The sequence below is a fragment of the Actinotignum urinale DSM 15805 genome (genome assembly GCF_000420445.1).
In the GTDB taxonomy this organism is placed as follows: Bacteria; Actinomycetota; Actinomycetes; order Actinomycetales; family Actinomycetaceae; genus Actinotignum; species Actinotignum urinale.
This window is the reverse complement of record NZ_ATUY01000005.1, coordinates 86,782-99,324: the sequence shown is the minus strand read 5'-3', so window position 1 is coordinate 99,324 and position 12,543 is coordinate 86,782. Positions and strand designations below refer to the sequence as shown.

General features: G+C 52.3%; 12 protein-coding genes. 4 read left to right on the top strand and 8 right to left on the bottom strand.

The window, feature by feature from the left end:
• Positions 1–162 precede the first annotated feature (162 nt).
• Both G445_RS0105000 and G445_RS09800 read right to left on the bottom strand, forming a co-directional pair.
• Positions 163–1,011 (bottom strand): SMP-30/gluconolactonase/LRE family protein, encoded by an 849-nt coding sequence (locus tag G445_RS0105000; RefSeq protein ID WP_022866456.1) that lies wholly within the window; start codon positions 1,009–1,011, stop codon positions 163–165.
• A 17-nt stretch (positions 1,012–1,028) separates the two neighbouring features.
• Positions 1,029–2,066, bottom strand: coding sequence for an HhH-GPD family protein (locus G445_RS09800; protein WP_022866455.1), 1,038 nt, complete (start codon positions 2,064–2,066; stop codon positions 1,029–1,031).
• A 249-nt stretch (positions 2,067–2,315) separates the two neighbouring features.
• Here G445_RS09800 and G445_RS0104990 point away from each other — a divergent pair, with 249 nt between their 5' ends.
• Positions 2,316–3,551 (top strand): hypothetical protein, encoded by a 1,236-nt coding sequence (locus G445_RS0104990; RefSeq protein WP_146002326.1) that lies wholly within the window; start codon positions 2,316–2,318, stop codon positions 3,549–3,551.
• 267 nt (positions 3,552–3,818) lie between these two features.
• On the opposite strand, the gene G445_RS0104985 is transcribed toward G445_RS0104990, so the two are convergent.
• The 3 genes from G445_RS0104985 to G445_RS0104975 form a co-directional block, all read right to left on the bottom strand.
• On the bottom strand, positions 3,819–5,327 hold the full coding sequence (locus tag G445_RS0104985; RefSeq protein WP_022866453.1) for a DNA repair protein RadA: 1,509 nt from the start codon (positions 5,325–5,327) through the stop codon (positions 3,819–3,821).
• A 46-nt stretch (positions 5,328–5,373) separates the two neighbouring features.
• Positions 5,374–6,033 carry a potassium channel family protein gene (locus G445_RS0104980; RefSeq protein WP_022866452.1) on the bottom strand — a complete coding sequence of 220 codons (660 nt, stop codon included), beginning with the start codon at positions 6,031–6,033 and terminating at the stop codon, positions 5,374–5,376.
• 212 nt (positions 6,034–6,245) lie between these two features.
• The gene (locus G445_RS0104975; protein WP_022866451.1) at positions 6,246–7,652 is read right to left on the bottom strand and encodes a TrkH family potassium uptake protein; all 1,407 of its coding nucleotides are present in this window, start codon (positions 7,650–7,652) and stop codon (positions 6,246–6,248) included.
• Positions 7,653–7,816: 164 nt separating this feature from the next.
• Between G445_RS0104975 and G445_RS0104970 the strand changes: the two genes are divergently transcribed.
• From G445_RS0104970 to G445_RS0104960, 3 genes are all read left to right on the top strand, one after another.
• Positions 7,817–8,029, top strand: a complete 213-nt coding sequence (locus tag G445_RS0104970) for a helix-turn-helix domain-containing protein (RefSeq protein WP_051127010.1) — start codon at positions 7,817–7,819, stop codon at positions 8,027–8,029.
• A 163-nt stretch (positions 8,030–8,192) separates the two neighbouring features.
• The gene (locus G445_RS11185) at positions 8,193–8,291 is read left to right on the top strand and encodes a 30S ribosomal protein bS22 (RefSeq protein ID WP_005504750.1); all 99 of its coding nucleotides are present in this window, start codon (positions 8,193–8,195) and stop codon (positions 8,289–8,291) included.
• A gap of 143 nt (positions 8,292–8,434) precedes the next feature.
• Positions 8,435–9,106: a histidine phosphatase family protein gene (locus G445_RS0104960; RefSeq protein WP_022866448.1), complete on the top strand. Its 672-nt coding sequence runs from the start codon at positions 8,435–8,437 to the stop codon at positions 9,104–9,106.
• Positions 9,107–9,188: 82 nt separating this feature from the next.
• Here G445_RS0104960 and G445_RS0104955 read toward each other — a convergent pair whose 3' ends face one another.
• From G445_RS0104955 to G445_RS0104945, 3 genes are all read right to left on the bottom strand, one after another.
• A complete protein-coding gene (locus tag G445_RS0104955) occupies positions 9,189–9,605 on the bottom strand; it encodes a PLD nuclease N-terminal domain-containing protein (RefSeq protein WP_022866447.1) in 417 nt (138 codons plus the stop codon).
• A 51-nt stretch (positions 9,606–9,656) separates the two neighbouring features.
• Complete coding sequence (locus G445_RS0104950) at positions 9,657–10,565, bottom strand: 1,4-dihydroxy-2-naphthoate polyprenyltransferase (RefSeq protein WP_022866446.1); 909 nt, start codon at positions 10,563–10,565, stop codon at positions 9,657–9,659.
• A 61-nt stretch (positions 10,566–10,626) separates the two neighbouring features.
• The gene (locus tag G445_RS0104945; protein WP_022866445.1) at positions 10,627–12,441 is read right to left on the bottom strand and encodes a hypothetical protein; all 1,815 of its coding nucleotides are present in this window, start codon (positions 12,439–12,441) and stop codon (positions 10,627–10,629) included.
• Between the last annotated feature and the right edge of the window lie 102 nt (positions 12,442–12,543).

Genomic DNA, 12,543 nt, shown 5'->3' with positions numbered 1-12,543 from the left:
GGGCAAGGTCAGGTTAACCGGAGGGTTCAAAAACAACCTGCACCCTGAAATGCGAAGAGTCCCTATAAATGCGAAGAGCCGGTTAGCCGGAGAGCAAAGTGAGGTACAGTTCCGTTAAAGTGTAACGAAAATATACGACGGATGCGGCCGGAAAACTTTTAGCTAGCCTTGGAATGTGCGGGTTGCTTGGCCGGCAACCGGACTACGCATCCACCACACGGCACCGGCACCTTTCGAATCGTCGTTCTCGCGCGAAACGGTGACGAAAACATCTTTACCGTCAACGCCACCCAGGGTCACCGCCGTCGTACCAGTGACAGGCAACTGATACTGTTCCACAACTTTTCCAGACGGGTCATATACGCGAATTTGCCCGGCGCGGTTCATGGCAACCCACACGTTTCCTTCGCTATCAACGGTGAGGCCGTCGGGGCTAGGCCCGCCACTTTTCGCAAAAACGCGACGATTGTGGAGCGCGCCCGTTTCGTCGACGTCGAAAACATCGGTTCCGCGCGTCGTCGTATCGTTGTAATACGCTAGGCTCGCATCGGGCGTGAAATCCAAACCGTTGGAGGTTGTTACGTTGTTGAGCGCCTCTACCGCCTCAAGATTCGGGGAAATTCGCCATACTTTCGCTGTTCCCAGAGTGTCCTCGTTGCGTACATAGGGCATACAACCCGCATAAACATAACCCCAGGGATCCACCGCGCCCTCATTCATGCGGTAAATATCATTTTCCCAGAGAGTTAGGGCTTCGCCAGGCGTTCCGTGAGGGGTATCGCAGAGCGCCAGTCCCTTTTCTGTTGCGACGATGTACCCGCCATCAGCACGCGGACGCACAAAAGCCGCGATTTTCGACCCTGTTGCGAGGCGGTTCACCTTGCCACTTTCGTCCATGGTGAGAAGATCTCCCGCAAGCATATCGACAAAACGCAGACCGCCCCAACTTTCGTGCCAGACGGGGCCTTCGGCGTGGAATGCAACAACATCAGTGATTTGTTCAAAAGCCATGCCTCTATCCTAACTGGCTAGTGGGGGAGGGCGTATAATTCGCCATTTCGCTGGGCAAGGCCGTCCTGGAGGAGGCTGCGGAGTGCGGGTGCGAAGCGTGATTCGGGCAGGGCGGTTGCCGTGAGTAGCTCGTTGTACGGAATGCCGTGCGCGGTTGTTGTTGTGGTGTGGGTTTTTACTTGCTTGTGATTGATTGGCGCCTTGTTGCTGTGCGCGGTTGGGTTTTTGCCACTTGCCGCGTTTGATTCAGACATTCCGTGTGGTTGTGTCTCTATTATGCGCGAGAGTGGGGGAGTTTCTTCCGGGGCACGGTGCTCGCTTCTCAATATCGCCATGATTTTTCCGCGCGCTTCCCTGTGGGTGCCCGTGAATTTTTGTGTGCGTCGTGGCGCAGCATTGCGTGGTTTTCCCGCAGCGAACCATCGGCATTGCGCCCGGAGTGGGCATGATTCGCAGGCTGGCGTGCGCGGCGAGCATACAAGCGCCCCAAGTTCCATAATCGCGGCGTTCCATTGCGCCGCGTATTCGTCGTCCCTAGGAATGATTTTTTCGGCACGCGCGATTTCGTCTTTTTTCATGTGCGGGGGCGGCAGCTCTTCTCCGTGGAGGCGTGCGAGGACTCGTCGAATATTTGTGTCGAGCACAGTGCTGCGCTTGCGGTAGGCGAAAGCGATAATCGCGTCTGCGGTGTAGGGGCCGATTCCGGGGAGCGCCAAGAGCTCTTCCCGGTTGCGCGGAAGGGTGTTTCCGTATTCTTGTGCGACGACGGTGGCGCATTCTTGTAGGCGCAGCGCGCGTCTCGGATACCCGAGCCTTCCCCAGGCGAGGAGAACTTCTGCTGGTGAGGCGGCGGCGAGGTCGCGGGGTGTGGGCCAGCGTTTCATCCATTCGTCCCATGCGGGTAGTACGCGCACGACCGGTGTTTGTTGGCTCATGACTTCGCAAACGAGAATCGCCCAGGCGCTGGTGCCCGGTTCGCGCCAGGGGAGCGGGCGTCCATGGCGGGCAAACCACACAATGAGGCTGCCAACAATGGAATCGTTCGGGATACACACGTAAGTAAGTGTGCACCATATCCTCTGTGTTTCCAAAACTTTGAATGTTTTCAAGATGGGTTTTTATCTCATTGGGGTATTTTCGCCAGGGTGGTCTATCCATCTATGTTCATGAGAGTTTTTGCGTTCCTCGCGGGCATGTTTATTTTTGCGACGTTATCAAACGGGATGATTTTTGCGGTGCCTGAACGTATATTGAAGGCGGGTTGTTCTTAACGTGAGTGGGTTCGGTTTGGTAGCGTGGTGTGCGTGAAAGATTTTCGAGATGAACGCGAGGAGCGTCAGGAGCGTATTGCGCGTCGTAGACGTGCAAGGGAGGCTCGTAAAGAACGAAGCGCTACGAAGTCGCGTAATCTTTCCCAGGAAGCTCGCCAGGATAAAAAAGCCGTGAAGGGAGTTCCGGGAGTTAAGGAATCTCAGGGGAGCAAAAATCCACGAAAAATACGTGGCCGCGGTAAATCCGATGTTCAGAACAATTCTGGTGCGCATTTTACCGATACGACAACGAATTCCTCACCGAAACGTGGACGTAAAAGGCCGACGGTATCTTCCCAGGAGCAGGATTCTCGTTTAGAGGTGTTAGAGGCTTCTCGCCGTGAGCGTGCCTCTCGTTTTTCTGAACGACAAAAGAAATATAGGCGTCCTCGGGCAGATGAGAATATTTCAGGATCGCAACGCAGGCAGAGGGGGGTCTCGGATACGAATTCGTCTAAGACCTCTCGGCGAAATAAAACGCAGGTTAGAGATGAAGATTCGCGCCGTCGTATTTCGGGGAAAGCGAAGCAATCTGGGCAGTTTGAACATTTACCGCGAACAGAGCGCGTCAAGAGGCAGAGGGGTGAAAAGAATCGTGCCTTGCGCGATAAAAATTCGTATGGTGGCGAACGTATTCGTTTAACCGCGCAAGAGCGAGCTCGGTTGCGTGAAGAAGAAGAGAAAAAACGTGCGCGGCAGGCGGAGCTGAATAAGCGGTATCTTAAGATTCTGTTAGCGCTTATTGTGATTGTTGCGCTTATTTTGGTTGGGCATTACGTGTTGTCGAGGCTTTCGGAGCAGGCTAAAGAGCGTTCCGAAAAGGAAGAGACATATTTTGATGTGAAGGAATGTTCGCAGAAGTATATTCATCCAGAGATTATTGTGAAGAGCAAACGTGCCCAGGGGCATCCTGTGAACTTTGATGTGACCTTGAAGAATATTTCGGGGACTAATCCATGCAGTATAGATGTTGGGAAGAAAAACCTGCGTTTGAAAGTAAAAACAGGTGACGACGTCGTTTTTGAGAGTGCGAAATGCGATGCTATTCCCGACAGCAAGGTTCTTCTTATTGACCGCGATATGACAGCGAAGGTCCCGGTTACGTGGGGTGGGTATCTTACCGGATGCGGTACGACGGGAGATGCAGCTAAATCTGGAACTTATGTTGCCGAACTTGAGTTCGTAGATAACCCGAGCGTGAAGGCAACGGAATCATTCCATCTGTATTAGTTCTGTATTAGTTTTGTATTCAGTGGCGCCTCCTTGCTGGGAGTGGTGTTTGTTCGTTGCTGATTCGTTGCTGGGCGTGGCTCTGAGCGCCACCCACTGTTGAAACAAAGATGTCTTTTTGTTCTAAAGCTAAACCGAGCCGTGATTGGGATTGCAACAATCATGGCGACGCGCGAGGAATTCACCCCGGAATTGCTGCGGTGTTGGCGCGGTGTTTGCCGGGTGCGACGTTTGTTTCGTTGTACGGTGTTTGTTGGCTATGTAGTTTTAGGGTTGCAGCGATAGTGGCAGGACGGCTTGCGTGGCTTCTTTAATATCGGAGCAGGTGCGTATTTTGAGGCCTTCGGGTGGTTGTATTTTTTCGTGGCTCTGGGGGATGAGCGCGAGTGTGAATCCCAATCGTGTGGCTTCAGCTAAACGTTGCTGTAGCCCAGTAACAGGACGGAGTTCTCCGGTGAGTGCGACTTCTCCTATGGCAATAACTCCGGGCGCTACCGGCAAATCAACGTAGGCACTTGCCAACGCTAAAGCAATCGCGATATCCGCGCTTGGTTCGTTAGCTTGAGCGCCACCCACTGTTGAAACAAAGATGTCTTTTTGTTCTAAAGCTAAACCGAGCCGTGATTGAAGGATGGCAACAATCATGGCGACGCGCGAGGAATTCACCCCGGAATTGGTGCGTTGTGGACGTCCGGAGGATTGCACAACCAAGCCTTGTAATTCCACAGGAATCGGGCGCCTTCCATCAAGAGACATGGATGCGCAGGTTCCAGGGACGCTTCTGTTGCGTGCGGAAAGGAAAAGACCCGAAGGGTCGGGCAAACCGATAATTCCGTGATCAACCAGTTCAAAACAGCCGACTTCATCTGTTGCACCGTAACGATTCTTGACGGCCCGAACCATGCGCAAACGTGAATGTTTATCCCCTTCGAATTGGCAGACAACATCCACTAAATGTTCCAAAACCCGCGGCCCGGCAATAGATCCATCTTTGGTGACGTGCCCGACGAGCAGCACCGGAAGCCCGCGTGTTTTCGCCACGTGGACGAGGGCGGATGTAACAGCTTTTACCTGGGCACTACCGCCGGCAACACCATCAATTCGTGAGTCCGATATGGTTTGAACAGAATCAACAATAACTAGCGAAGGATTCTGGGCTTCAATATGCCCAAGAACCCTGGCAAGATCACTTTCAGATGCAAGGAAAAGATTCGGATTCATTGCTCCAATGCGTTCCGCACGAAGCCGAACCTGGGAGGCAGATTCCTCCCCGGAAATATAGAGAACGTTACCGGCAGATGGTACGACGGAGTTGCTCCTTCCGTTTCCGGTGACGCTACGTTGGGAGGAGCGATTTTCACCCCTAGGAGCATTGTTCTTGCCCTCAGAGTATGCCCGATTATCCGTAGAGCTTCTTTCGGAGGCTTCACGAAGAGCATCTGCCGTTTTCGCCGCAACATCCAGCAAAAGCGTAGATTTTCCAACACCTGGCTCACCAGCCAACAAAATCACCGCGCCCGGAACAAGCCCGCCACCCAAAACTCGATCCAGTTCATCCACCCCGGTTGGAGTTTTTGTAGACGCGGTTGCTGGAACATCTGTAATAGGTAATGCAGGGCTACGTGGCGTTAATGCCGAGGTGCCCGAGCTTGCCCCAACAGTGTTAACCTCATCAACAGTTCCCCATCCGCCACACTGCGAACAGCGCCCAACCCATTTAGTTGTAGCCCAGCCACATTCCTGACACGTGTATGTTGTTACCGGTGTTTTTGCCATAGCTCTAGCCTAATCCACACCTCCAGCATTAAAAATCGCGCGAACTTTACCGATTAGCAAACTCCTCTAAAAGTTGCGAATCGCCAGAAACAATAATCGTATCTTCCGCACCAATGAGGGAATCATCCGTCGCATATTCAAAAGGTTGCCCGGGCGCTTTCACCCCAATAATACGTACACCAAAGCGCTCACGAATTCGCGATTTCGCAACCGTAAATCCTTGAATTTCGCGCGGTGGCCTCATTTTCACAATGGAGAATCCATCCTCCATCTCGATGTAATCCAACATTCGCCCCGAAACCATATGCGCCACACGCGTCCCGGCGTCGAATTCCGGATAAATCACGTGATGGGCGCCGATTCGCCTCAAAATTCGTCCGTGTGCGCGAGATATGGCCTTCGCCCAAATTTGCGGAGTCCCCAAATCAACAAGATTCGCCGTCACCAACATGCTGGCTTCCAAGGAATTCCCCACACCAACCACCGCGACCTCAAAATCGCTGGCGCCAACCTGCTCCAACGTCTCCATATCCGTGGCATCCCCTTCAACAACCCGCAGGAGATGACTCCATTTTTGCGCGGTATCCGGGTTGCGCTCAATCACCAACACGTCGCGGCCTAAATCATCGAGCGTGGTGGCGATTGCCGTCGAAAAACGCCCCAGGCCAATCACAAGTACAGCCTGTTCCTCAACATTGTGCGCCATAGGAATCCTTTCTGCGTATTGACCAAACGTCCGCGTTAGCCACGAGTGGGGTTTTCTACCCAAGCCTTCACCCAGTCCCCACAACCGGTATCACTTGTAACCTTAGCGGATATGCAAGGCACTATGAACTCAAGTGCGCGATTATCCATCAATTCAACCTCGCCTAGCAACGGGCGCGTCTACGCGACCCAAGCAACGGTTTCGATTCCTTCCTAACCGATAAGCGGGCGTTCTTCAGGAAGGCGAATTGTGCGACGCCGGCTACGCAAGGCCAGCGCGGCCGCGAGCGTCATAATTCCCGTGCGTCCAAAGAACATGAGCAAAATAAGGACAAGTTTCGCACCAAACGGCAGAGCGGAAGTAATCCCCGTGCTTAACCCGCAGGTCGCGAAGGCGCTAATCACCTCGACAAGAATTTGCGAGAAACTAAAATTCGTCATTTGGAGCAGGGCGACGCAACCGGTTCCTACCATCACCGTTCCCGCAAAGGTCGCGGAAATTGCCAGCCGCAATACTTCGGGTGGGAGGCGTTTGCCGAAAACTTCGGTGTCGCGGTCGCCTCGTGCTTCTGCGCGAATGGCGAGAAGGAGGATCGCGAATGTTGTCACTTTAATTCCGCCCGCGGCCGATGCGCTACCGCCCCCGATGAACATGAGCGTCGAGATGAGGAGCCAGGAGGTTTCCCCCATTTGCCCCACATCGAGTGTTGCCAGTCCGGTTGAGCGCGTGACTGTTGAGAGGGAAAGCGAAGCGTTAATTTTACCGGCTGTGGAGAGTTGCCCGAGGGTGTTGGGGTTATTCCATTCGATGGCCGCGAAGGCGACTGCGCCCAAGATAAGAAGGGAAATGTAGGTGACGAGCACGATTTTTGTTGTAATGGACCATTTGCGTGGGCGGGTTCTGTGCCGCCACATATCAAGGACGACGGGAAAGCCAATCGCGCCTGCAATCGTGCCGAAAATGACGGGAATCGTGAGGCCCCAGTTACCGACGTAGGGCAAAACTCCTTCGCGCATGGCTACGAAACCGCCGTTGTTGAAAATGGAGACCGCCATGAAGTAGGAATGGCTCAGGCTTGCAAGGAGGGGCTCGCCTTTGTTGAGGAAGAAGGGAAGGAGTGAAATGAGGAGAATACTGTGCGCTGTGAGGGAAACAATGAGGACGGCACGCACAATCGCCCCAACATCGCCCAGACTGGATTGGTTTTCTTCTGCGGTGAGCATTCGTTGAGTGAGCCCAACATGTCGCGAGACGGCACGGCCCAGAATTGCCGCGAGGGTCATGACTCCGAGGCCACCAATAATAAGCCCTGCGCTAATGAAAAATTGTCCGACGGGCGACCAGTATGTTGCCGTGTCGACGGTTGTTAACCCCGTAACGCATACGGAGGAGGTTGCGGTAAAAAAAGCGTCGATAAATTTTGCGCGTTTGCCTGAGGCTGTTGATATAGGAAGAGAGAGGAGGGCGGTAAGGACAAAAATAATGACGGCGAAGATGAGGAGGGCAAGCTGCGCTGGACGGTCGCGAGCAATTTTATTGAGCATCTCGCGAATACGCACAGAAAAACTAGCGAAACCGCGTTGTTGCGTTCCGCTACTTACCTGTGGTTTTTCCGCCATACGGTTCCTTTGTTGGTGATGTATTGTTCCCTTAAAATATTATCCATTTTTTATGAAAACGGTGTGACGAGGGAGAAAATAGGCTACAATTGGGACATGTTGGGATTCCTGTTGTCCCATGTTGTAGTAGTTACCTTATTCCTCAGGGTGTTGAAATGAGCCACATGTCCTTACCTTCACAGCCACAGTTCTATACTGTTGCTGAAGTTGCGCAGATTGCCCGCGTTTCAAAAATGACGGTTTATCGCATGGTTCATGCCGGCGATTTGCCTGCTGTTCGTGTCGGTAGTTCATATCGCGTTCCTGCACCTGCCGTTCAGGAACTTCTTGGTGGTTCATCTGCTTCTGAACAAGTCCGTCGCGTTATCGGGGAATAACGTTTCGTCAACACAGCATATACCTCACCGCTATGAGGGGTGATATTTCTCCCCTCAATTTTTACGCCAGTTTTGTGAAAGTTCTGTATTTTCGAGAGCTTTTCACTGTAAGATGTGGTGGTATTGCTCTGAGCAAGTCCTATTTTCTATCGTGGAGGTACCGATGGGTTCCGTTATTAAGAAGCGTCGCAAGCGTATGTCGAAGAAGAAGCACCGCAAACTTCTTCGCAAGACGCGCCATCAGCGTCGCAACAAGAAGTAATTCTTGTATTAACTCAAGGGCCGGTTTTTGCCGGTCCTTTTGTTGTGTCCGTAAGTTGTTACGGTACGTAGTGCTCACAGTGTTGTGTAACGTATGTAGGACGACGACGAAAATAAGGACGGCAAAGACGGTAAGATACAGGCATGATTGATATAACCGTCGTTCACCTTGTACGCCACGGAGAAGTGGACAATCCCACCGGGCAGCTTTATGGTCGCCAGAGAGGATTTCATCTTACGCAACTTGGGCACGATATGGCCGGCGAAGTAGCCCGATTCTTTGAGGGACGCGATGTGCGCAACGTTTACTCTTCGCCCCTCGAACGCGCCGTAGAAACCGCAACACCAACCGCGCTACAGGCAGGCCTGGATATTATTGAAAACCCGGAACTCATTGAGGCAGGAAATAAATTCGAAGGCATTAATGTCAATAAAAACCGCTGGATTCTTGCCCACCCCAAATTCTGGAGCTGGTACATTAACCCCTTCAAGCCCTCCTGGGGCGAACCCTACACAGAGATCGTTGCCCGCATGAGTAACGCTGTGCGCCGGGCTCTCCACGAATCACGCGGGGGAGAAGCAGTTCTTGTTTCCCACCAGCTACCCATCTGGACGCTACGGTCATTCCTTGAAGGTAAAAGCCTTGCACACGACCCGCGCAAACGCCAATGTGCGTTGTGTTCCGTTACGTCGCTAACCTTCCAAGGTAACGGTCTTGTTGCGGTGGATTACGCCGAACCGGCTTGCGAACTTCTCGCTCTCGCCCGTGACGTCACCCCAGGAAACTCCAGCGCGGCAACGCATACGGGAGAATAAAATATAGGAAGAATGCGGGAGCGCCACTAGGAAACCGGCTCTTTGGTTAGGAAAGACCCCGTGGTTAGAAATCGGTTCCTTGCTAGGAAACCGGCCCTTTATCGTCGGGGTCAGAGAAGTTTTTCTCGGAATCGGATTCGCCCGAGTCTTTCTTTTTTTCCTGCTCACGTTCCCATTCACGGAAACGGTTATACGAATCAATTTTCTTCAAAAATTCGATGTCGTCGTCGGGAGCAACGGGTTCTTTTTTCTTTTTCGACGGAGAATAGCGCGAAAATGGATTCCCGCCGAGACTAATTTCTTTTGCAGGGAATTTGATGGGGAAAGTGAATATTATCCACAGTAGTGAACCAACAGTGGGGAGAAATATCGTTAGCGCGAGCCATGCAGGTTTCTTTAAACGACCGGGGAAACGAGTAGTATCGTGTGTTCGTGTCACGTCGATAATCCCGTAAATCCATATGGCGAGTGCGGTGAGTATTAACAAAATCCTCGGCATCTTTCCTCAATTCACGCGGGTATAAACCACGTTGTGTTTGTATTCTCGTTATTATACCAAGTTCGCGCTAACCCAGAAGGTGGCAAGCAACGCTAAACCCATGGTGAGTTCGGTCAAACCCGAGAGTTTTACCAGCTTGTTGATGCTTCCGCCGTGTGCTGCGGGCTGGCCGATACCTAGAATACGCGCAATGTTTATCGCCACGAAAACGAGTGACGGAAGGAAAAATACCGCGCACCAGGTGTGAATGTTGGGGGTGAAGCACAGCCCGAAACACATGCTCATGGCAAAAATGAGTGTAATGCTGTAGGCGATGCGTGCCCGATTATCGCCCATGCGCACAGCGAGGGTTTTCTTGCCCGCATATGTGTCTGTGGGAATATCGCGAATGTTATTCAACATAAGAATGCAACATGCAACGAGCCCCATAATGCACGAAGAGAGCCATCCAAGAAGAGGAACACCGCCGGCCTGAACAAAAATCGTCCCTCCACAGGCCACCAGCCCGAAGAACACGAACACAAAGACTTCTCCGAGCCCCATATATCCGTAGGGGCGTTTCCCGCCCGTATAGAACCATCCGGCTGCAATCGCTGCCACACCCACGAGTATGAGCCACCACTGCCCGCTAAAGGCAATAATGATTAGCCCGAGTGCCGCAGTTAAACCGTAAAAGCCGATCGCCACGGCAAGAACTGTGTACGGATGTGCCAAATCGCCACCCGTCAAACGCGCCGGACCGATTCGATTTTTATCGGTGCCACGGATGCCGTCCGAATAATCGTTGGAATAATTAACGGCAAGTTGGATAGTGAGCCCTGCTAGTACGCACAAAATCGACAGAAAAACATCGAAAGTATCTAGCCATAGGGTAACGCCAACCCCCGCGAAAATAGGGGAAATGGAGGCGGGTAGCGTTTGAAGTCGCGCTCCGTGTATCCATGTTGAAAAGCTTGCCATGGGTAGCATTCTACCAACCCACGGCAAGCTCTTTCTCGACGATAACTATGTGGTAAGGAACCTAATGTGTTGTTTTCTCCGGGTTTTCCGCTTCGGCCCTGGCCGAAGCGGTTGCGGAGTTTTCGGGTGTCGTTTCTTGTGTGTCCGGGATATCTTGTGTGTCCGTCGTTTCTTGTGTATCCGCCGCTTCTTGCACGTTCGGTGTTTCTTGTGTGTTGCCTGCCACTGCCGTCGTAGCTACAGCGATATTTTCCTCGCCCTTCCCTTCAAGGTGCGAAGAGGTTTCGGGGGTGTCTCCGTCGGCCACGGTTTCTACAATATCGCTGGTGTTTGCATTACTGGTGTCACCGTCGAGATGGGTGGCGTAGTCGGCCGCGTCGCCCTTTCCTTCAAGGTGCGAAGAGGTTTCGGTGTCGTCGTCGATATAATCAGTGGGATTTTCTGCGATATCTGTTGAGGGATCGCCGGGGTGAACAGCAACTCCGTCGGGGGCGCCGGGAATATTCAGACGCCCAGGAATGCTGGATTCGTGGGGCAAAAGGAACCCGGAAGTTTCAGAAACCGGTGGTTTGGTGCGGAAAATACGGGAGAGGCCTTCAACAATAAGCCCGAGAACCACACCTGCAAAGATTACATACCAGGAAATACCGAAAGAGAACATTTGCTTGATATTTCGGTCGGAAGTCGTGATGGAAGCCCTGCCAATAACATTGAGGATTGCCAGGACGGATGTGAAGGCGAAAGGCATAGGAATCCAAGCAAAAGGCCCATATTCGAGAAGTGGATCGCGAGTACGACCCCAACGGTAGGCAGCGCCCAACAACAGGGCGAAGAGTAAAATAAACCCGCACACTACCTCCCACGAAGGCATTATAGGCAGGATGAGTGCCGTTTGGTGGGCGGAAGGCCTCATTGTTGAGGCGACATTTATGAAGCCAACACCCATCAAAAGTCCTTGAAGGGCGGCGACACCTATAGTGAAAATGAACGGGATAAAACTAATGAATGAAGCGCCCGGTATCTGTATTAGATAATCGATAGCCGGAGGTAGGCTGGCGAGTCCACAAACAAGTGCTCCCGCAAGATATACGGCAAAAGCGATACGTACCGCGTGGGCAAAGGTGGGGATGAAGGAGGCGCTGGTGAGAGCGAAACGTGTTGAGGGCGAGTTTTTCAGGGTCGAAAGCCTGCCGAAGGCTGAACAGAACAGTCCGACGGGTAGGGCAAGAAGCGCCGTTAACCAGATGCTTGGCTGGGCAACAAACGTTGTTGTACCGAGCGACGGTACAGGAGACTCCAAAAAAACTTTTGTGGAGAATGCCAGAAGTGCGGCTAATGCGCTCAACGTGAGGGCTGAAATCCATGCAGGTATCCATACGAGTAGCGTGGAATTGCGTTTTCCTCGCCCAACAAACATGTGGCAAAGGTAAAGTGTGAGGCCGACTATAACAGTGATTGTTAGCGCGGGAACAAAAAGATCAATGTGTATCGGCGCACGTGGAGCAAGCTGTGGAGCCGAGGGAAGAGTAATAGTAATATTCCAGGTTCCTCCCAAACCTAAAGCAGTGACGAGCAACGCGGAAGGTATGGCTGGGAGGGTGGGTTGCGTGCCCGCTAGCGTTGCGTTAAGGAAAAGGTTGCCTTGTGCAAGAACTGTAAACAGCGAAACAAGGAATCCGATAAGAACGGCGACGACGGGCGAAAGCAAGGAAACAAACCACGTTTGGCGTGAGAAAGTGCGACGAATAGCCGAGAGAAGTTCGGGGGATTTTAGTTTCGACTCGTGTGGTTTAGAAACCTGCGGTGTTGCAACATTATCGTTATCCCAGGTGCTAAAAAGGTCCGATGTGTTTTTCGGAGTTTCCTGCTCGGGCATTTAAAATCCTTCCTATATGCGTGATATCCCTCAGCATACGCTGAAAATTTTTGGGCGATGCCGGGTTCATCATATTAGCTCTTCTAGTTTACGCGGGGAAAG